This window comes from Streptomyces sp. NPDC005955 (genome assembly GCF_042871255.1).
Classification (GTDB): domain Bacteria; phylum Actinomycetota; class Actinomycetes; order Streptomycetales; family Streptomycetaceae; genus Streptomyces.
Window position 1 is genome coordinate 649641 of record NZ_JBIAIF010000003.1, and the last position, 19046, is coordinate 668686.

General features: G+C 74.1%; 18 protein-coding genes. 7 read left to right on the forward strand and 11 right to left on the reverse strand.

All coding sequences use genetic code 11. The features are described from left to right. Positions 1–104: 104 nt before the first annotated feature. A complete protein-coding gene (locus ACFYOU_RS11335) occupies positions 105–692 on the forward strand; it encodes a TIGR03086 family metal-binding protein (protein WP_391304859.1) in 588 nt (195 codons plus the stop codon). Between the two features lie 53 nt (positions 693–745). Then, complete coding sequence (locus ACFYOU_RS11340; protein WP_389761223.1) at positions 746–1282, forward strand: GNAT family N-acetyltransferase; 537 nt, start codon at positions 746–748, stop codon at positions 1280–1282. A 45-nt stretch (positions 1283–1327) separates the two neighbouring features. On the opposite strand, the gene ACFYOU_RS11345 is transcribed toward ACFYOU_RS11340, so the two are convergent. The 3 genes from ACFYOU_RS11345 to ACFYOU_RS11355 form a co-directional block, all read right to left on the reverse strand. Then, a complete protein-coding gene (locus ACFYOU_RS11345) occupies positions 1328–2797 on the reverse strand; it encodes a penicillin-binding transpeptidase domain-containing protein (protein ID WP_391304861.1) in 1470 nt (489 codons plus the stop codon). Between the two features lie 106 nt (positions 2798–2903). After that, entirely contained in the window at positions 2904–3596 is a 693-nt protein-coding gene (locus ACFYOU_RS11350; protein WP_389761219.1) for a response regulator, read from the reverse strand. 82 nt (positions 3597–3678) lie between these two features. After that, positions 3679–4971 (reverse strand): histidine kinase, encoded by a 1293-nt coding sequence (locus ACFYOU_RS11355; protein ID WP_391304863.1) that lies wholly within the window; start codon positions 4969–4971, stop codon positions 3679–3681. A 181-nt stretch (positions 4972–5152) separates the two neighbouring features. On the opposite strand from ACFYOU_RS11355, the gene ACFYOU_RS11360 reads away from it, so the two are divergent. Next, positions 5153–6199 (forward strand): aminotransferase class V-fold PLP-dependent enzyme, encoded by a 1047-nt coding sequence (locus ACFYOU_RS11360; protein ID WP_391304865.1) that lies wholly within the window; start codon positions 5153–5155, stop codon positions 6197–6199. A 79-nt stretch (positions 6200–6278) separates the two neighbouring features. On the opposite strand, the gene thpD is transcribed toward ACFYOU_RS11360, so the two are convergent. From thpD to ACFYOU_RS11385, 5 genes are all read right to left on the reverse strand, one after another. Further along, on the reverse strand, positions 6279–7178 hold the full coding sequence (thpD, locus tag ACFYOU_RS11365) for an ectoine hydroxylase (RefSeq protein WP_391304866.1): 900 nt from the start codon (positions 7176–7178) through the stop codon (positions 6279–6281). Between the two features lie 4 nt (positions 7179–7182). Then, positions 7183–7581 (reverse strand): ectoine synthase, encoded by a 399-nt coding sequence (locus ACFYOU_RS11370; protein ID WP_385485276.1) that lies wholly within the window; start codon positions 7579–7581, stop codon positions 7183–7185. A gap of 176 nt (positions 7582–7757) precedes the next feature. Further along, complete coding sequence (gene ectB, locus ACFYOU_RS11375; RefSeq protein WP_389761210.1) at positions 7758–9029, reverse strand: diaminobutyrate--2-oxoglutarate transaminase; 1272 nt, start codon at positions 9027–9029, stop codon at positions 7758–7760. An 89-nt stretch (positions 9030–9118) separates the two neighbouring features. Then, the gene (gene ectA / locus ACFYOU_RS11380) at positions 9119–9673 is read right to left on the reverse strand and encodes a diaminobutyrate acetyltransferase (RefSeq protein WP_391304867.1); all 555 of its coding nucleotides are present in this window, start codon (positions 9671–9673) and stop codon (positions 9119–9121) included. Positions 9674–10199: 526 nt separating this feature from the next. After that, positions 10200–11243, reverse strand: a complete 1044-nt coding sequence (locus ACFYOU_RS11385; protein ID WP_391304868.1) for an aminotransferase class V-fold PLP-dependent enzyme — start codon at positions 11241–11243, stop codon at positions 10200–10202. Between the two features lie 335 nt (positions 11244–11578). Between ACFYOU_RS11385 and ACFYOU_RS11390 the strand changes: the two genes are divergently transcribed. The 3 genes from ACFYOU_RS11390 to ACFYOU_RS11400 all read left to right on the forward strand — a co-directional run bounded on the left by ACFYOU_RS11390 (position 11579) and on the right by ACFYOU_RS11400 (position 14895). Next, the gene (locus ACFYOU_RS11390; RefSeq protein ID WP_391304869.1) at positions 11579–12448 is read left to right on the forward strand and encodes a hypothetical protein; all 870 of its coding nucleotides are present in this window, start codon (positions 11579–11581) and stop codon (positions 12446–12448) included. A gap of 76 nt (positions 12449–12524) precedes the next feature. Continuing rightward, on the forward strand, positions 12525–13616 hold the full coding sequence (locus ACFYOU_RS11395; protein WP_391304870.1) for an amidohydrolase family protein: 1092 nt from the start codon (positions 12525–12527) through the stop codon (positions 13614–13616). 337 nt (positions 13617–13953) lie between these two features. Then, the gene (locus tag ACFYOU_RS11400) at positions 13954–14895 is read left to right on the forward strand and encodes an SCO1860 family LAETG-anchored protein (RefSeq protein ID WP_391304872.1); all 942 of its coding nucleotides are present in this window, start codon (positions 13954–13956) and stop codon (positions 14893–14895) included. A gap of 158 nt (positions 14896–15053) precedes the next feature. Here the strand turns inward: ACFYOU_RS11400 and cobC are convergent, their stop codons facing one another. Together cobC and ACFYOU_RS11410 are read right to left on the reverse strand one after the other, a co-directional pair. Next, positions 15054–16139 carry an Rv2231c family pyridoxal phosphate-dependent protein CobC gene (gene cobC / locus ACFYOU_RS11405; RefSeq protein ID WP_391304874.1) on the reverse strand — a complete coding sequence of 362 codons (1086 nt, stop codon included), beginning with the start codon at positions 16137–16139 and terminating at the stop codon, positions 15054–15056. After that, on the reverse strand, positions 16129–16701 hold the full coding sequence (locus tag ACFYOU_RS11410) for a cobalamin biosynthesis protein (protein ID WP_391304876.1): 573 nt from the start codon (positions 16699–16701) through the stop codon (positions 16129–16131). Before ACFYOU_RS11410 ends, cobC begins: the two co-directional genes overlap by 11 nt. A gap of 120 nt (positions 16702–16821) precedes the next feature. Between ACFYOU_RS11410 and ACFYOU_RS11415 the strand changes: the two genes are divergently transcribed. Continuing rightward, positions 16822–17550 carry a ZIP family metal transporter gene (locus ACFYOU_RS11415; RefSeq protein WP_389761197.1) on the forward strand — a complete coding sequence of 243 codons (729 nt, stop codon included), beginning with the start codon at positions 16822–16824 and terminating at the stop codon, positions 17548–17550. 68 nt (positions 17551–17618) lie between these two features. Here ACFYOU_RS11415 and ACFYOU_RS11420 read toward each other — a convergent pair whose 3' ends face one another. Then, positions 17619–19043 (reverse strand): cobyrinate a,c-diamide synthase, encoded by a 1425-nt coding sequence (locus tag ACFYOU_RS11420; protein WP_391304878.1) that lies wholly within the window; start codon positions 19041–19043, stop codon positions 17619–17621. Between the last annotated feature and the right edge of the window lie 3 nt (positions 19044–19046).

The following is a 19046-nucleotide window of genomic DNA, read 5'->3' on the forward strand; positions in this document are numbered from 1 at the left end:
CCGATGAGTTGCGGGTTGTCGGGGGGTCTGCACTGGTGGAGGGAGAAGGTGACGCCCTCACGGACGGTCGCCCCGTCCGTTCCGCCCCGCCGAAGGAGCCCACGATGTCCGTGCCGCCCGTTGACCTCGGTCCGCAGACCCTGACGATCGCCCGACTCGCCGAAGCGGTCCGCGACGAGCAACTCGACGCGCCCACGCCCTGCCCCGACTACGCGGTGGGCCAGCTGCTCGCCCACCTCGCCGGGCTGGCCGCCGCCTTCCGGGACGCCGCGCGCAAGGAAGCGGGGCCCACCACCGACACCCCGCCCGGGGAGGTCCTGCCGGAGCTGGAGCCCGGTTGGCGGTCGGTGCTGCCCGCGCTCCTCGGCGAGCTGGCCGGGGCGTGGCGGGACCCGGCCGCCTGGGAGGGCGGGACCCGGGTGGGCGGGGTGTCGCTGACCGGTGCCGTGGCCGGGCTGGTCGCCGTGGACGAACTCGTCGTCCACGGCTGGGACCTGGCCCGCGCCACCGGACAGGAGTACGCACCCGACGACGAGGCCCTGCGCGCCGCGGAACGGTTCCTCGCGCAGGCCGCCGCCGAGCCCACCGACGGAGGAGGACTGTTCGGTCCGCCCGTGCCCGTACCGGACGGGGCGCCCCTGCTGGACCGGGTGATCGCACTGAGCGGCCGGGACCCCCGCTGGACCCCGTGACCAACGCTTCGGTCACCGCACCACGCCCGCCCGGTTTTTGGGAAACTGGCCCGATGATCGATATGCGTGTGGCCAGCAGTGCCGACTACGACCGGATCGACGCCCTCGACGACTCCTTCACCACCGACCGGATCCTCCACGTCACGGGGGGCGACTCCGGCTTCGAGATCCGCAGCGTGGCGGTGCAACCGCCGCTGCGCAAGGAGTACCCGGCGGACCCGGAGGCCGACCTCGCGCGCCGCGACCAGGACGCCCACCACACGGTCGTCGCGGTGGAGGACGACCGGATCGTCGGCTTCGTCACGGTCTCCTACGCCGAGTGGAACCAGCGCGCCCACGTCGAGCAGGTCACCGTCGACCCCGCGTACCGCGGCAAGGGCCTCGGCAGCGCGCTGATGGCCCGCGCCGAGTCCTACGGCCGCAAGGCGGGCGCCCGCACCCTCTGGCTGGAGGTCACCCACGTCAACGCCCCCGCGGTACGGGCCTACCGACGCCTCGGCTTCGAGGTGTGCGGACTCGACACCAGCCTCTACGTGGGCACCCCCGCGGAAGGGGAGATCGCCCTGTTCATGAGCAAGTCCCTGGACTGACCGCGCGCCCCGGGGTCCGCCCGCCGGCGCGCGGTCGTCGTCCGGTCAGCGCAGCGCGGCCTCCATCATCGCCTTCGCGATGGGCGCGGCCTGGCCGTTGCCGCTGACCTCCGAACGCGCCGCGTCCGACTGCTCGATGAGGACCGCGACGGCGACCTGCTTGCCGCTGTCGGGGTCCTGCGCGTACGAGGTGAACCACACGTACGGCGTCTCGCTGTTGTTCACCCCGCGCTGGGCCGTACCCGTCTTGCCGCCGACCTTCGCCCCGGAGATCCGGGCGTTGCTCCCGGTGCCGTCCTCGACCACCGTCTCCATCGCGGACCGCAACTGCCGGGCCGTGGACTCGCTGAGGACCCGCTCGGAAACCGGGTCGACGTCCTCCAGCACGTTCCCGTCGGCGTCGGTGACCCGACTGACCAGGTTCGGGGTGACCAACTCGCCGTCATTCTCGATGGCGGCCGTCACCATGGCGACCTGGAGCGGGGTCGCCGTCACCTCGAACTGGCCGATGCCGGTCAACGCGGTGGACGGACGGTCCATGTCCTTCGGGTACACGCTCTCGTACGCCCGCACCGGAACGTCCAGTTCGGCGTCGTTGAAGCCGAACTTCTCCGCCATGGCCCGCACCTTGTCCTGACCCAGGTCGACCGCGGCCTTGGCGAAGACGTTGTTGCACGAGTACTGGAGGGCCGTCCGCAGGGAGGCGTCCTCGCAGGGGGCGGTGCGGATCAGGTTCTCCAGGACGGTGCTGGAGTCCGGGAGGGTGTAGGGGCTGGGGCTCTTCGTCCGCTCGTCGACCGAGTCGTACAGCCCGTTCTCCAGCGCCGCCGCCGCGACGACCAGCTTGAACGTCGAGCCCGGTGCCAACGGCTTGCGGATCGCCCGGTTCACCAGCGGCTCGTCGGCCTCCGCACCCTTCTCGGCCTTCTCGTTCAACCCGGCCCACGCCCGGGCGTCCGAGCTGCCGGAGCCGGAGATCCGGGACGGGTCGTACGAGGGCGTGGACACCATGCCGAGCACCCGGCCCGTCGCCGGCTCCAGCGCGATGGCGGCGCCCTTCTTGTCGCCGAGCCCCTCGAACGCGGCCCGCTGCACGTCCGGGTCGATGGTCGTCACCACGTCGCCCGGCTCGCCGCGCTTGCCGGTCATCGTGTCCAGCGGACTCCGCAGTTCCACGGCGGTGCCGTCCAGCACGTCCTGGTAGACCCCCTCCAGGAGGTTCGCCCCGTACACGTGGGAGCTGTAGCCCGTCACCGGGGCGTACAACGCGCCGTCCCGGTAGGTGCGCTTGTACGCGAGATCGCTGTGCTCGGTCCGCTCGGAACCCGTGATCGCCTCCCCGGCCACGATGATGTCGCCCAGCGGATAGGCGTACTGCTCGATCGCCTTGCGCCGGTTTTCCTTGTTGTCCGCGAGGGCCCGGCCTTCGTAGAACTGCACCCAGGTGGCCCGGCACAACAGGGCCAGGACCAGCAGCAGCGAGAAGACCGAGGCGCGCCTGATCGTCTTGTTCATCCTGTCGGGAAGGACGAACGGGCGGCACCCGCAGTTCCTGCCCGCGCCCGGACCCCGGCCGGTGTGCCCCGTCTCACGGAGCCCGCCCGCGTCCCCGGCCGGCCCCTCACTCCCGACCGGCCAGCCCGGCCTCGTAGGCGGCGATCACGGCCTGCGTCCGGTCCCGGGCCCCGGTCTTCGCCAGCACCCCCGCCACATGGGTCTTCACGGTCGCGGCCCCCACCTCCATCCGCCGGGCGATCTCCGCGTTGTTCAGCCCCCGGGCCATCAGCCGCAGCACCTGCGCCTCCCGACCGGTCAGCCGCGACACCCAGGCGGGGGCCGCCGACGCGGTGCGGGCGTGCGCCCCGGCCAGGGCGCGCACCGCCGCCGGGAACAGCAGCGTGTCGCCGCGCGCCACCAGCCGCACCGACTGCACCAGCACCTCGGGGTCGCTGCGCTTCAGCAGGAACCCCGACGCCCCGGCGCGCAGCGCCCCGTACACGTACGCGTCGTTCTCGAAGGTCGTCACCACCACGATCCGCGGCGGTGCCGCGTCCCCCGCGACGATCAGCTCGGTGGCCCGGATGCCGTCGATCCCCGGCATCCGGACGTCCATCAGGACCACGTCCGGCCGGGTCTCGCGCACCAGTGCCACCGCCTCCGCGCCGTCCCGTGCCTCACCGACCACGGTGAGGTCCGGTTCGTCCTCCAGGATCACCCGCAGTGCGGTGCGCACCATGGCCTCGTCGTCGGCGAGCACGATCCGGACGGGCGGCCGGGTCTCCTCGGGCGAGGTCGTCGGTGCCCACGTCGTCATGTCGGTTCGTCTCCTGTGTCCGGTGGGTCCCACCCGGCTCCTGCGGGTGCGGCGGTCGTTTCCGTCCGGGGGCGCGCCGCCGTCACGCACCGTCCCGTAGCGGCAGCCGTACGCACAACGACCAGCGGCCGTCGTGGGCGCCCGCCGCCACCGTGCCGCCCAGCAGCCGGACCCGGTCGGCGATCCCGGGCAGCCCCTGGCCGCCGCCCGTGCGCGGGGCCGGCCGGGGGGCGGCCGGCAACGGGTTCTCCGCCGTGATCTCCAGTTCCGTGGCGGTGACCGTCACCCGCAGGCCCACCGGGGTCCCGGTGCCCGCGTGCCGCAGTGCGTTGCCCAGCGCCTCCTGCACGATCCGGTACGCCTCCCGGGACACCTGCGGCGGCAGCGCGGCCAGGCCGTGCGGACCCGGGTCCAGGGCGGTCTCGACGCGCAGCCCCGTGGCCCGGGTCCGCCGCAGCAGCCCGTCGAGGTCGGTGGCGAGGGTCGGCGCCGGCGCGGTCGGGGCACCGGCGTCATCGTCGCGCAGCACCCCGAGCACGGCGTCGAGTTCGCCGACGGTGCGCCGGGTCGTCTCCTCGATGGCGACGAGGGCGGTGCGGACGAACTCCGGGTCGCGGTCCAGGAGCCGGCGGGCCGCCGCGGCCTGGAGGCCGACCGCACTGAGCGCGTGTCCCACGGAGTCGTGCAGTTCACGGGCCAGTCGGTTGCGCACCGCGAGGTCCGCGGCCCGGCGTTCGGCCGCCGCGAGCCGGTCCGCCGGCCCCGGGCCGAGCAGTACCGGCACCGCGCGGGCCAGCACCGCGCCGGCCACCGCCGCGCACGCGGCCAGCGCCACCAGGGCCGCCAGCCCCGCGAACGGCGTCAAGACGTACTCCCCGCCGGAGAACGCGGGGTGGGAGTCCCCGAGCGGTTCCCCGCGCAGTGCGGTCACGGGGGGCAGCACCAGGAGCGCCAGCCCCAGGGGAACGACCGCGAGGGTCGCCCCGCTGATCACCACGCCGAGGACGAGGTGCAGGGCGAACCAGGCCGAGGTGCGTCCGCGGGCGCCCCAGGAGCGGGCGGGCCCGTCCCCCAGTGCGTCCCCCGCCCCCGTCACGCGCAGGGCGCGCACCGCGGCCACCGCCACCGGCCGGGCCACCGGGAACAGCGCGACCAACGGGACGCAGGACAGCCCGACGGCCAGCGACAGCACCTGGTCGCGGGGCGTGCCGAGCAGCCCCGTCCCCCCACCGACCCCGAGCAGGGCCAGCAGGACCGAACCGGCCAGCAGGAAGGGCATGGCGAGCGCGCCACCGAGGACCAGATGCGTCCAACGGCGGCGCGCACGGCCGCCGAACAACGCCTTCGGGGCGGTGGCGAGGGCGGCGCGGAACATCCGCCCAGCGTAGGCGAACGGCAGGTCACCGGCGCCGACGCCGCTGGACCAACCCGCCACGTGCAGGGGCCCGTTCACCGCCCACCGGCCCGGCGCCCGGCTCCGTCGCGTGGGGGGAGGGGAGCCCCGTTCGGCCGGCGCGGCATGGACCGGACGGCCCGGGAGGGGCACAGTGAGGAACATGGAGAAGCTTGACGAAACCACGGTCCGCGCCGAGTTCGCCCCCGAGACGACCTATCTGAACACCGCCAGCATCGGGCTGTCGCCGGCCCGGACCGTGACGGCGCTGCGATCGGCGGTGGAGGCCGCGACGACCGGCCGGCCGACGGACCTGTTCGGCGATGTGCACCGGAGCCGGGAGATCTTCGCCCGGATCGTCTCGGTGCCGGCGAGCCGGGTTGCCGCGGGGGCGTCCGTCGCCGTGTACACCGGGCTGATCGCCGCCGCGCTGCCGCCGGGCGCCGAAGTGCTCACCGTCGAGCAGGACTTCAGCTCCACCGTGGCCTCCTTCCACACCCGGGGCGATCTTTTGGTGCGGGAGGTTCCGTTGGAGCGGGTCGCGGACGCCGTCCGCCCCAGTACCAGCCTGGTCGCGCTGAGCGCGGTCCAGTCGGCGGACGGGCGGGTCGCGGACCTGGCGGCGGTGCGGGAGGCCGCCCGCGCCCACGGGGCGCGCACCTACGTGGACGCCTCCCAGGGCGTGGGCTGGCTGCCCCTGGACGCCGGGGCGTACGACTTCGTCTCCGCCGTCGCCTACAAGTGGCTGCTGTGCCCGCGCGGAGTCGCCTTCCTGGTCGTCCCGGAGGACCTGGGCGGGCTGCGGCCCGTCTTCACGGGCTGGGCGTCCGGCGAGAACCCCTGGGACAGCTGCTACGGTCCCGTCACCGAACTGGCCCGCTCGGCCCGCCGGTTCGACGAGAGCCCGAGCACCCTGGCGTACGCCGGGGCCCGCCACTCGTTGGCCCTCGTCGAGGAGTTGGGCCCCGAGCGGATCGGGGCCCACGACCTGGCCCTCGCCGACCGCTTCCGCGCCGGGCTGGCCGACCGCGGCCTGGAACCGATCCCGTCCCCCGGCTCGCCGATCGTGGCGGTGCCGGGCCTCGGGGCGCGGCAGGGCGAGCTGAGCCGGGCGGGCATCGAGCTGTCCGACCGGGCGGGGAACCTGCGGGCGGCCTTCCACCTGTACAACACCGAGGCGGACGTCGACCAGTTGCTCGACCGGCTGTGACCCGGGGCGGGGCGCGGGGGTGCGGGTCCCGCGCCCCTTCGGGGTGCGCCGCGGGCGGACGTGCGCCGTCCGGCCGGGGTCAGTGCACGGGGGTGAAGTCCCGGGCGCCGATGTACTCCGGACGTCGCACCGGTGCCGCGAACGGCTCCTGCGCCGCGTTCTCGACGCTGTTGAACACGATGAACACGTTGCTGCGCGGGTACGGGGTGATGTTGTCCCCGGAGCCGTGCATGCAGTTGCAGTCGAACCAGGTCGCCGAGCCCGCCGCGCCGGTGAACAACCGGATGCCGTGCTGGTCGGCGAAGTCCGTGAGGGCCGTGTGCGACGGGGTGCCCGCGTCCTGCATCTGGAGCGACTTCTTGTAGTTGTCCCGAGGGGTGGCCCCCGCACAGCCGAGGAACGTCCGGTGCGAACCCGGCATGATCATCAGCCCGCCGTTGGTGTCGCGGTTCTCGGTCAGCGCGATCGACACGGACACCGTCCGCATGTTCGGCAGTCCGTCCTCGGCGTGCCAGGTCTCGAAGTCGGAGTGCCAGTAGAACCCGGACGCCCCGAACCCGGGCTTCACGTTGATCCGGGACTGGTGGACGTACACGTCCGAGCCGAGGATCTGCCGGGCCCTGCCGACCACCCGTTCGTCGCGCACCAGGCCCGCGAACACCTCACTGATCCGGTGCACCTCGAAGACCGAGCGGATCTCCCGTGACGACGGTTCGATGATGGACCGGTCGTCGCCGCGGATCGCGGGGTCGGCCACCAGCCGGTCCAGTTCCGCGCGGTAGACCACCACTTCGGCGGGGGTGATGAGCTGGTCGACGGTCAGGAAGCCGTCCCGTTCGTACGCGGCCAGGTCCTCGCGGGCGACGGGGCCCGGGGTGTCCGGTCCGCTCCAGACGACCGGGTCCCGGCGCGGTACGGACACCTCCGAGGCGCCTCGGCTGGGGTACAGGTCGACTCGGCCGGGGGTCGTGGTGGTCATGCGGTCATGCCTCCTCGGTCAGCAGCGGATAGACGCCGTTCTCATCGTGGTCCTCGCGCCCGGTGACGGGCGGGTTGAACACGCACAGGCACCGGAAGTCCGTCCGCGGTCGCAGGGTGTGCCGTTCGTGGCCGTCGAGCAGGTACATCGTGCCGGGGGTGATCAGATGCGTCTCGCCCGTCTCGTCGTCGGTGAGTTCCGCCTCGCCCTCGACGCACACGACGGCCTCGATGTGGTTCGCGTACCACATCGACGTCTCGGTGCCCGCGTACAGGACCGTCTCGTGCAGGGAGAAGCCCACCCGCTCCTTCGCGAGCACGATGCGCTTGCTCTCCCAGGTCCCGGAGCGGGACCTCACGTGGCGGTCCGTTCCCTCGATGTCCTTGAACGATCGGACGATCACTTGGTGTACTGCCCTTCTGTGTGTCCTGGGTGTTCCGTGGGTGCCGTGTGTTCCGCGGCTACGGGTGTTCCGCGGCTACGGGTTCCGGTACGGGTTCCCGTGCGGTACGGGGTGCTCGGCCGGCCGGTGTCCGGGCGGCGTCGGCCGAGCGGGGCGGGCGCCCGGGCCCGGGTCGGTCAGGCGGTCTCGCGCACCGCTCGGGCGAGGGTGCGCAGCCCCTCTTCCAGTTCGTCCGGCGTGATGGTCAGCGCGGGGAGCAGTTTGACGACCTCGCCCTCGGGGCCCGACGTCTCGATCAGCAGCCCCAGCTCGAAGGCGCGGCGCGCGATCCGGGTGGCCCGGCCCCGGTCGTGGAACTCCACGCCCCACACCAGGCCGCGGCCCCGGTAGTCCTTGACCTCGTCACGGTGCTCGTCGGCCAGCGCACCCAGCGCCTCCTGGACCTGCTGCCCGCGCGACAGGGTCTGCTTCTCCATCGCGGGCCCGTCCGACCAGTACGTCTCCAGGGCCGCCGCGGCGGTCACGAACGCCGGGTTGTTGCCGCGGAAGGTGCCGTTGTGCTCCCCGGGCTCCCAGACGTCCAGCTCCGGCTTGAACAGGCACAGCGACATGGGCAGCCCGTAGCCGCTGATCGACTTGGACACGGTGACGACGTCCGGCACGATGCCCGCCTCCTCGAAGGAGAAGAACGCGCCGGTCCGTCCGCAGCCCATTTGGATGTCGTCGACGATCAGGAGCATGTCCCGGCGGGCGCACAGGTCCGCGAGCGAGCGCAGCCACTCGGCCCGGGCCACATTGATGCCGCCCTCGCCCTGCACGGTCTCCACGATCACCGCGGCCGGCTGGTTGAGCCCCGACCCCTGGTCCTCCAACAGCCGCTCGAACCACAGGAAGTCCGGGACGCGGCCGTCGAGGTAGTGGTCGAACGGCATCGGGGTGCCGTGCACCAGGGGGATGCCCGCACCGGCCCGCTTGAAGGCGTTGCCGGTCACCGCGAGCGAGCCCAGCGACATCCCGTGGAAGGCGTTCGTGAACGACACGATCGACTCCCGGCCCTTCACCTTGCGGGCCAGCTTCAGCGCGGACTCCACCGCGTTGGTCCCGGTCGGGCCGGGGAACATCACCTTGTACGGGAGGTCACGGGGCCGCAGCACCAGGTTCTGGAACGACTCCAGGAACGCCCGTTTCGCGGACGTCGACATGTCCAGGCCGTGGGTGACCCCGTCCCGTTCCAGGTAGTCGATCAGGGCCCGTTTCAGGACCGGGTTGTTGTGCCCGTAGTTGAGCGAACCGGCACCGGCGAAGAAGTCGAGGTAGGCGTGACCGTCCTCGTCGTACATGCGGCTGCCCTGCGCGCGGTCGAAGACGGTGGGCCAGGCGCGGCAGTAGCTGCGCACCTCGGACTCCAGGGTCTCGAAGACGCTCAGGTCGGGCTGGGTGATGCTCACGGGGTTCTCCTGGCTGGTCGGGGTGACAGGGGGCGGGGCGAGCGGTCGCGGTGCGGGGCCGTGGGGAGGCGGCCCCCGTCCGGTACGGGTCAGGTGCCGAACGGGCCGATGCGGTAAAGGACCTCCGGGGCGTGACCGCCGTCGGGGAAGGCGCCGGAGTCGAACAGCACCTCGCGGTCCACGGGGAGGTCATGGCGTGCGGCGAAGGAGGTGAACAGCCGCTCGGAGGCCGTGTTGCCGGGCGTGATGGTGGTCTCCACCCGGTTCAGGGTGAAGGGCGCGGAGGCGAGGTCCGCGGCGACCCGTGCGGTGAGCCCGTCGAGCAGTCCGGCGGCGAGGCCCCGGCCCCGGTGCGCCGCGTCGACCGCCACCTGCCACACGACCAGGGTGCCCGGGTGGGTGGGGCGCAGGTACCCCGTGATGAATCCGACCGGCTGCCCGCTCCCGTCCCGTGCCACCACCGAGGTGTCGGCGAAGTCCCGACACCACAGGAGGTAGCTGTACGAGGAGTTGAGGTCGAGGGTCCCCGAGTCGCGGGCTATCCGCCAGACGGCGGCACCGTCAGCCACCTCCGGACGGTCCATCCGCAATCCGGCGGGCATTTCTCGGAATTGTTCTTGCAGGTCTGCTCGTGCAGCGGTCATGCGGATTTAATTTACCGACCAATTCTTTGGATTGCATGGCCCTGCGGGGTTACGGCGAACGGGGTGCTGTGTTATCACGCGGGCGCGTGGGTCCGCGCGAGAAGGCAGCGAAAAGCCCGCTTTGTACGGGATTTATGCGTACGAAGCGGGCTTGGTGTGGAATAGGTCACAGGGTCGCGACACCTGGGGAAGCTGTCGGAATTACGCTGATCGGCGTCACGTGATGTTCGCGAAATCTTAGCGTTTAGCCTTTGTGGAACCGGGCAGAAGAATAGGGGTCCATTGCCTGGAAAATAACTCTGAATTTATGGGCGGCGAGGCAACCGAAGTTCCATGAATTACGTCCCGCGCAGGTGATTCGTGTCAAGACCGCCGCGCACCGGGCCGTGCACGGGGACGCAGGGGCGGTTCCGGGACGTGCCCGACGCCCGCCCCTGACGTCCGCCCCCGACGGCCGTGGCGCGGACCTCCGGCCGGACCTCCGACGGCCGTGCCGACCGGACCTCCGGTAGCTGCGCCGACCGGCTCAGGCGGCCAGCGCCCGGCCCAGCGCGGCCAGCGACCGCTCGACGGTCTCCGCGGTGGCGTCGCGGCCGTAGTGGTTCACCCGGATCATCTCGTGGGCCAGTGCGCCGCCCCCGGCGACCAGCGGCACCCCGGGGTCCAGCGCCAGCGCCCGCGCCACCACGGCCGAAGCGTCCACCGCGTCCGGCACCCGCAACGTGGTCGCCACCGGCGCCGCGTGCCGGGCCTCGTGGACGTACGGCTCCAGCCCCGCGCCCAGCGCCACCGCACCCTCCCGGACCGCGCGGGCGGCCGTCGCGTGCCGCGCCGTCACGGTGTCGAGCCCGTCGGCCTCGATCCGCTCGATGCACGCCTCCAGCGCCAGCATCTCCAACTGGGCGGGGGCGTGCAGCAGCGCCTTGCGCCCCGCGTCGATCCACCGCTCCTTCCAGTCGAGCAGCGACAGGTACGAACGCCGCGGCGCCCGCGGGTTCGCCGCCATCCGCTGCCACGCCCGCTCGCTCACCGACACCGCCGACACCCCGGCGGGCCCGCCCATCGCCTTCTGCGCCCCGATCACGCACAGGTCGACCCCCCAGGCGTCGGGCAGCAGCGGCTCGGCCGCCACCGACGCCACCGCGTCCAGCATGAACAGCGCGCCGTGCCGCGTCACCACCTCGCCGATCTCCGCGACGGGGTTGGTGTTCCCGGTCGCGGCCTCCGCGTGGACCAGCGAAACGAAGTCGATCTCCGGGTGGGCGGCCAGCGCCTCCTCGACCTGCTCGGGCGACACCGCCGCGTGGTACGGAACCGCGAGGTCGACGACCTTCGCACCGCAGTCCCGCAGCCAGTCGCCGAACGTCTGGCCGTACGGCCCGGTGATGACGTTCAGCGCGGTGGTGCCCGGGCCGGCCGCGCTGCGGATGCAGCCCTCCAGGGGGAGCAGGGCCTCGCCCTGGGTGATCACGACGTCCTGTTCGGTGTCCAGCAGCCCCGCCACGCGCCGCTCGACGGCGGCGAAGCGGTCGGCGGTCAGGGGCGCCAGGTCGAGAAGGGGGTGCGTCACGGCGGTGCTCTTTCCGGTCAACGAAGGCCCGCGGATCGCCAGCGGACTTCATGAGCGTAACCGCAGGTGACGGGCGAGCGGGCGGGAGCCCGACGGGTGGGGAAGCAGCCGTTCGGCGGCCCCCGCCGCAGGCACCGGCGTGTTGGCCGGATTCCCGCTGGCACCGGCCCGGCGGGGCTGGTGACACTGTGGGCGTGCAGCCCCGCCCGGCCCGCCCCTCCCCGGGCGCCGCCGCGAAGGCGGAAGCAGGAGCCGTGGTGCACCGGCGCACAGGTTCCGCAGTCCGCGGAACGTCGAGTCCTTTGCATGGCGACGCACGTCAGGAGGGACCTCCCGTGACGGCAGGGCCGAGCAGTCCTCCCGCAAGTGCAGACTGGGGCAAAGCGAACTTCGGCACCATCTACGACTGTCCCGACCCGCGCCCGTACTTCGCGACGCTGCGCCCGCTGGGGTACCAGATACCCCACCACGGCCAGGCCGTCTTCCGGGTCCTGGTCGACGCCCTGCGCGGGCTGCACCCCGACCGCCCGCCCCTGACCGTGGTGGACCTGTGCTGTTCGTACGGGATCAACGCGGCGCTCCTCAACCACCGGGTCACCCTGGCCGAGTTGTACGCCCGGTACGCCTCCCCCCGGGTGGCCGCACTGTCCTCCCGGCACCTGGCGGTCGAGGACCGGGCCTTCTTCGACGCGCGCCGCACGCCCGGGGCCGTGTCGGTGACGGGCATCGACGCGGCGCCGCGGGCCGTCGGGTACGCCCGCGACGCCGGCCTGCACGACCACTCCTTCGCGGAGAACCTCGAAGTCGCCGCGGCGAGCCCCGCCCTGCGCCGTGCACTGGCGGCCACGGACCTCATCACCGTGACCGGAGGCATCGGTTACGTCCGCACCCGGACCTTCCGCACCCTCCTCGACGGGGTGGCGCACCCGCCGTGGGTCGCCGCGTTCGTGCTGCGCACCGTGCCCTACCAGCCGATCGCCGAGCTCCTCGCCCGTGCCGGACTGGTGACGGAGAAGCTGTCCGCCCGCACCTTCCGCCAGCGGCGCTTCGCGGACGACGCCGAGCGGGAAGCGGCGTTCGACGCCCTGGCCGGCATCGGGCTGCGCACCGCGGACCGGGAGGCGGACGGCTACTACCACGCCGACCTGTACCTGTCCCGACCCGCCGCCGATGCCGCGGCGCTGCCCCTGGGGCTGCTGCTGTGAGGCGTCCGTAGGCACCCGCGGGTCCCCCGTCCGGGCCGGGGCGGCGGGCCCGGGCGGGGACACTAGGGTGCTGGACATGACGGATCACACGGTGCTGCACGTCAGGGGGCGGGTGCTGGCGGGCCCCGAGGACGTACGGGACGAACTGTGGGTGGTCGGCGGCCGGATCACCTACGAGCGGCCCGCCGGGGCCCGCGAGGTGACCACCGTCGCGGGCTGGGCCCTGCCCGGGCTGGTGGACGCGCACTGCCACGTCGGGCTCGACGCCCACGGCCCCGTCCCCGTCGAGACCGCCGAACGGCAGGCGCTGGCCGACCGGGAGGCCGGCACCCTGTTGATCCGGGACGCCGGCTCGCCCTCCGACACCCGCTGGATCGACGACCGCGAGGACCTGCCGCGGATCATCCGCGCCGGCCGGCACATCGCCCGCACCCGCCGCTACATCCGCAACTACGCCCACGAGGTCGAGCCCGCCGACCTCGTCGCGTACGTCGCCCGGGAGGCCAGGCGCGGGGACGGCTGGGTCAAGCTCGTCGGCGACTGGATCGACCGCGAGGCGGGCGACCTCACGGCCTGTTGGCCCCGGGACGCCGTCGGGGCGGCGATCGCCGAGGCCCACCGGTGGGGCGCCCGGGTCACCGCGCACTGCTTCGCCGAGGACTCCCTGCGGGACCTGGTCGAGGCGGGCATCGACTGCGTCGAGCACGCGACCGGCCTCACCGAGGAGACGATCCCGCTGTTCGCCGAGCGCGGCGTGGCCATCGTGCCGACCCTCGTCAACATCGCCACCTTCCCCCGGCTCGCGGACGGCGGCGAGGCCAAGTTCCCGCGCTGGTCGGCCCATATGCGTCGGCTGCACGCCCGGCGCTACGACACCGTGCGCGCCGCCTACGACGCGGGGGTGCCCGTCTTCGTCGGGACGGACGCGGGCGGCTCCCTCGCCCACGGCCTGGTCGCCGCGGAGGTCGCCGAACTCGTCCGCGCCGGCATCCCGCCCGTCGAGGCGCTCTCCGCCACCACCTGGGGCGCCCGCGCCTGGTTGGGCCGGCCCGGACTGACCGAGGGGGCCCCGGCGGACCTCGTCGTGTACGAGGGCGACCCCCGGGCGGACGTACGGACGCTCGCCGCACCGCGCCGGATCGTGCTGCGCGGCCGGATCGTCGGCTGAGCCGATCATCTCCCGACTCCGGGACGGTGGTTGACGTGACGTCACCCACCGTCCCGGTGGGGGGTGCGCCCGAGGGGCGGGGCGTCCGCCGATCGGCCGGGACCCCGCAGGTGGACGGTCACTCGGGTGACGGAGGTGCACATCCGTGCCCGAATATTCAAACAAGAGCACGAAAACCCCACTTTGGGGTGAACTCACGCCAGGTTGCCGGTTGTTCACTCTCGGTGCGCAAGTATTCACTCCAACGGCACGGTCGCCGCCCGCTTCGGTCCCCGTCGCGGTGCCCCGAGCGACCCCGCCGTTCAGTTCCGATGTCTCTCGTGGGGGTCCCACCACCTTGAACAGCAACGCCTTTCGCCTGCCCGCGCGCCGTCTCGGCGTGACCGCCGTCGCCACCGCGCTGGCCGCCGCGTCCACGGTCCTCGTCGGCGCCGGCTCCGCGCACGCCACCGGCGGCGAGGGCAAGGCGAGTGCCGTCGTGCTCCGCACCGGACTCGACGTCTCCTTGCTCAACAAGACCGTGAACGTGCCGCTCACGGTCTCCCTGAACGACGTGCAGGCGCCGGCCAGCGCCGACAAGACCGCACTCACCGCACGCCTCGACGGGGTGGAGGGCGGCAAGCCGTTCACCGTGGTGCGCGCGGCCGCCGCCCAGGCCCGGGCCACCGTCGAACGGGGGCGCGCCGAGGGCTTCAGCAACCTCGTACGGGCCCGGGTGAACGTCCCGGGGCTGCCGCTGCTGTCCCTGATCGAGGTGGAGAAGGTCACCGCCCAGGCCGTCTGCGCGGTCGGCCGGCGGCCGGTGGCCGAAGCCAACGTCCTCGGTCCCGTCACCGTGCTCGGCAAGACGGTCACCCTGACCGCCCGGGGCACCACCGAGGTCGAGGTCCCCGGGGTCGGCGAGGTGCGGCTGGACCTCTCCCAGCGGGCCACGACCACCCGGACCGCCGCCGCGACGGCACTGGAACTGAAGGTGTCCATCAACCCGTTGAAGCTGAACGTCGCCGAAGTGAACGGCACCGTCACCCTGGCCCGGGCCACCTGCGAGACGCCCGCCGCCCCCGCGTCGGCCGCCCCGTCCACACCGCCGCGGCAGGAGCCCGAGGCGTCGGTCAAGCCGGCGGAACAGGGCACCAAGCCCCAGACCGGCCCCGGTGAGGACCTCGCCGAGACCGGCGGCAGCTCGGCCACGCCCTACGTCGCCGGGGGCGCGGCCCTCCTGCTGGCCGGCGGCGTGAGCGCCCTGTACTTCACCCGGCGGGCCCGCCGCCAGTCCTGACCCCCGCCGTGGACGCCGAGCGGCACCCGACGCCCCCGCTCCGGGGCGCCGCACCGCCGTCCGGCGTCACCCGGTCCCGCGGGGTCCCGAAGGGCGCGAGCGAGCGCCCGCCAGGACCCCGCGGGACCACCCGGTACGACGCCTCCCGTCGGGACCGCTCACGCACCGGCGGGGGAGAGCGCCCGTTCCAGCGCCGTGAGGAACGCGGCGGAGGTCGCGCCGTCCCGGACGGCGACCCGGAGCCAGTCGGGCCCGAGTCCGGGGAACGTGTCCCCCCGCCGCACCGCGAAGCCGTGCCCCCGCAACCGCTCCCGCACGTCGAGCCCGTCGGGCACCCGGAACAACACGAACGGCGCCTCGGGCACCCCGTACACCCGGACCCCGGCGGGCGCGAGCCGGGTCAGCCCGGCGAGCAGCCCGGCCCGATCCTCGCCCACCGCCTGCGCGAAACCGGCCGCCTCCGCCCGGGCCCGCTCCGACAGGCACGCCTGGACCGCCACCAACCCCGGCGAGGACACCGGCCACAGCGGCTGCGCACGCTCCAGCAGCCGCACCGTCTGCGCACCGGCGACCACGTACCCGACCCGCAGCCCGGCGAGCCCCCAGGTCTTGGTGAGGCTCCGCAACACCACCAGCCCCGGCACGTCCAGCCCCGCGACCGCCTCCCGCTCCCCGGGCACCGCGTCGATGAACGCCTCGTCCACCACCAGCGTCCGCCCCGGGCGGGCCAGCCGCAGCAACGCGTCGGCGGGGTGCAGCACCGAGGTCGGGTTCGTCGGGTTCCCGACCACCACCAGGTCCGCGTCCTCGGGCACCGCCCCGTCCCGCAACCGGAACCCGTCCTCCGCCCGCAACAGCACCCGGCCCACCCGGTGCCCCGCGTCCAGCAACGCCGCCTCCGGCTCGGTGAACTGGGGGTGCACCACCACCGCCCGCCGCGGCGACAACGCCCGCGCGAGCAGCACGAACGCCTCCGCGGCCCCCGAGGTCAACAGCACCCGCTCGGCCGCCACCCCGTGCCGCGCGGCGACCACCTCCCGGGCCGCCCGCCCGTCCGGATAGGCGGCGAGCCCGTCGAGCGCACCGGAGATCCGCTCCCGCAGCCACGGGGGCGGCGTCCCCGCCCGGACGTTCACCGCGAGATCGGTCAGGGACCGCCCGTCGCCGCGCACCTCCGCGTCCCCGTGGTGGCGCAGGTCGTACCCGGCCGTGTCCCGGCCCGCCGGCCTCACCTCAGTGGACATCCGTGCTCCCGCCCGCCGACGGTGGCCGTCCGCCACCGTCGTCTCGTTCCCGTCCGACACCGATCGGTTCCGGCGCCGCGCCCGCCATGGTCACATGCGCCCCCGGACCCCGGGCGGGCCCGCCCCCGTCCCCGCCGTACCGGGCCAGCGCACAGGTCGCCCGCGCCGGACGCCCGTCCGCGCCCACCGACTTCCGCTTGGGTACGAGGAGTTCACCGCCCCCGAGGAGGTCACCGCCCCCGAACAGTGCGGCGGCCTCGGCCACCGAGGGCGTGCCCACCGCCGCCAGGGTCGCGTCCGACGGATGCGGGACCACGATCCGCGCCAGGTCCGCCGCCGGATGACCCCACAGGGGCACCTCGAGCCGCCGGGCCGCCCCGACGACCCCCGGCTCCTCGGCCCGCCGGTCGACCGTCGCCAGGGCCACCAGCGCGGCCGGCGGCACCCCGGCCTCGGCCAGCACCCGGCGCACCAGCGCCAGGACTTCCGCGCACGGGACTCCGCGCGCCGCGCCGACCCCGGCGACGACACCGACGCCGTCCGGCGACCGGGACCAGGTCATGTACGGGCTCCTCTCGCGGTCGGGCGGGAACGGGTGCCGGTCGGGTGATCAGCGGATCACGCGCGTGCCGCGTGCCCGCGCGTCCCCGGGTGAGGGACCACGGCCGTGTAGCAAGGGACCATGGCCGTGCTGGTGGCGCTGGGTTCGTTCGTGATGACGCTCGTCGGGGGGTGGGCGGCGCACCGGGTCGTCGACCGGCGCCACCTGGTGCTCGGCTTCGCGGGCGGGCTGATGCTCGGCGTGGTCGGCTTCGACCTGCTGCCCGAAGCGCTGGAGGGCGCGGCCCGGCCCGTGCACGGCGTCCCGTTGGCGCTGCTCCTGTTCGTCGGGGGGTTCCTCACCGCCCATGTGGTGGAGCGGCTGCTGGCCCTGCGGCAGGCGGAGCACGGGGCGCACGAACCGGACCGGGTGCCGCAGGTCGGGTTGGGCGCGGGGGCCGCGATGGTGGCGCACAGCCTCGCCGACGGCATCGCCATCGGTGCGTCGTTCCAGGTCGACGCGGCCATGGGGGCCACCGTCGCGATCGCCGTCATCACCCATGACTTCGCCGACGGGTTCAACACGTACACCGTCACCAGCGCCTACGGCAACGACCGGCGCAAGGCCCTCGCCATGCTCCTCGCCGATGCCGTGGCCCCCGTGGTGGGAGCCGCGTCCACCCTGTTGTTCACCATCGGCGCCGGAGCCCTCGCCGGGTACCTCGGCTTCTTCGGCGGGGCCCTGCTGTACATCGCGGCGGCCGAGATCCTGCCCGAGGCCAGCCACCGCCACCCCGCGCGTTCGACCCTGCTGTGCACGGTCGCCGGGGCGGCCCTGATGTGGCTGGTGATCGGATCGGCCGTGCACTAGACCCGACCCCGACCCCGACCCCGACCCCGACCCCGCACCCGTTCCCGCGGCCCCGAGCTCCCGGGCGTTCAGCCCGCGCACGACCGCGCCCGCCCCTGCGGCGGCACCCCGGCGCCCGTCGGTCCCACCGCCCGGGACCGGGCGGCGTGCTCCACGAACCGTGCGGCCACGCCCGGTCCGGCGGCCCAGTGGGTGTGCAGATAACTCGCGTGCACCCCGCCGATGACGAAGCCCTCCACCCGGGGCTGCGGCCCGCGCAGCCCCCACGCGGCCGTGGCGCCGGCACCCGGCTCCAGTACCGTCCGGTGGAACTCGTGCCCCCGCATCCGGGTGCCCGCCGCCGCCAACGGACTGTCGGACACGGCGACCGCGTCCCGGTACCCGAGGGTGAGCCGTCCCGACATGCGCGCGTCCCCGGGCACCACCGCGCACATCGGCTCCCCGTCCAGCGACCGGGCCAGGTACAACAGGCCCGCGCACTCGGCGGCCAGCGGGGCGCCCGACGCCGCCAGTGCGGCGACCGCCGCCCGCAGCGGCTCGTTCGCGGCCAGTTCGCCCACGTACACCTCGGGGAAGCCGCCGCCGATCACCAGGCCCGCCGTGCCCTCGGGCAGTCGCTCGTCGCGCAACGGGTCGAAGACGGCGACCTCCGCGCCCGCCGCGGTCAGCAGTTCCGGGTGCTCCGCGTACAAGAACGAGAACGCCGGGCCGCCCGCCACCGCGATCACCGGCCGCGCGCCGTCCACCGGGCGCACGGGCACCGCCCCGGCCGGGTCCCAGGGGGTCGCGTCCACGGGGGGAGCGGTCCGGGCGAGCGCCCACAGCGCGTCCAGGTCGCACCCCCGGCGCACCGTCTCGGCCATGGCCGCCACCGCCGCGGTCGCGTCCCCGTGCCGCTCCGCGACGGGCACCAGGCCCAGGTGCCGGGACGGGGTGGTCACCCCTTCGGCCCGCCGCAGCGCGCCGAGCACCGGCATGCCCGCCTCCTCCAGGGCGTCCCGCAGCAGTTCCTCGTGCCGGTCGGAGCCGACCTTGTTGAGGATCACGCCGCCGATCCGCACCTGCGGGTCGAAGGACGCGAAGCCGTGCACCAGCGCGGCCACCGAACGGGACTGCGAGGACGCGTCCACCACCAGCACGACCGGCGCCCGCAGCAGCTTGGAGACCTGGGCCGTCGACGCCAGCTCGCCCTGCCCGGACGCCCCGTCGTACAGGCCCATCACCCCCTCGACCACGGCGAGGTCGCAGCCCTGCGCGCCGTGCGCGAACAGCGGCCCCACCAGGTCGGTTCCGCACATGTACGCGTCGAGGTTGCGGCCCGGGCGACCGGTGGCGAGGGCGTGGTACCCGGGGTCGATGTAGTCGGGCCCGACCTTGTGCGGCGACACCCGCAGCCCGCGCTGCGCGAACGCCGCCATCAGGCCCGTGGCCACGGTGGTCTTGCCGGTGCCCGACGCGGGCGCGGCGACGACCAGCCTCGGTACGTCGATCACGTG

Excerpts from the sequence above, each read along its gene's own strand:
- ACFYOU_RS11350 (WP_389761219.1), bottom strand. The coding sequence starts at position 3,596 with ATGACGACGTGGGCACCGACGACCTCGCCCGAGGAGACCCGGCCGCCC.
- ACFYOU_RS11355 (WP_391304863.1), bottom strand. The coding sequence starts at position 4,971 with ATGTTCCGCGCCGCCCTCGCCACCGCCCCGAAGGCGTTGTTCGGCGGC.
- ectA (WP_391304867.1), bottom strand. The coding sequence starts at position 9,673 with ATGACCGCTGCACGAGCAGACCTGCAAGAACAATTCCGAGAAATGCCC.
- ACFYOU_RS11335 (WP_391304859.1), top strand. The coding sequence starts at position 105 with ATGTCCGTGCCGCCCGTTGACCTCGGTCCGCAGACCCTGACGATCGCC.
- ACFYOU_RS11360 (WP_391304865.1), top strand. The coding sequence starts at position 5,153 with ATGGAGAAGCTTGACGAAACCACGGTCCGCGCCGAGTTCGCCCCCGAG.
- cobC (WP_391304874.1), bottom strand. The coding sequence starts at position 16,139 with ATGTCCACTGAGGTGAGGCCGGCGGGCCGGGACACGGCCGGGTACGAC.
- thpD (WP_391304866.1), bottom strand. The coding sequence starts at position 7,178 with ATGACCACCACGACCCCCGGCCGAGTCGACCTGTACCCCAGCCGAGGC.
- ACFYOU_RS11345 (WP_391304861.1), bottom strand. The coding sequence starts at position 2,797 with ATGAACAAGACGATCAGGCGCGCCTCGGTCTTCTCGCTGCTGCTGGTC.
- ACFYOU_RS11410 (WP_391304876.1), bottom strand. The coding sequence starts at position 16,701 with ATGACCTGGTCCCGGTCGCCGGACGGCGTCGGTGTCGTCGCCGGGGTC.
- ACFYOU_RS11340 (WP_389761223.1), top strand. The coding sequence starts at position 746 with ATGATCGATATGCGTGTGGCCAGCAGTGCCGACTACGACCGGATCGAC.
- ACFYOU_RS11415 (WP_389761197.1), top strand. The coding sequence starts at position 16,822 with ATGGCCGTGCTGGTGGCGCTGGGTTCGTTCGTGATGACGCTCGTCGGG.
- ACFYOU_RS11395 (WP_391304870.1), top strand. The coding sequence starts at position 12,525 with ATGACGGATCACACGGTGCTGCACGTCAGGGGGCGGGTGCTGGCGGGC.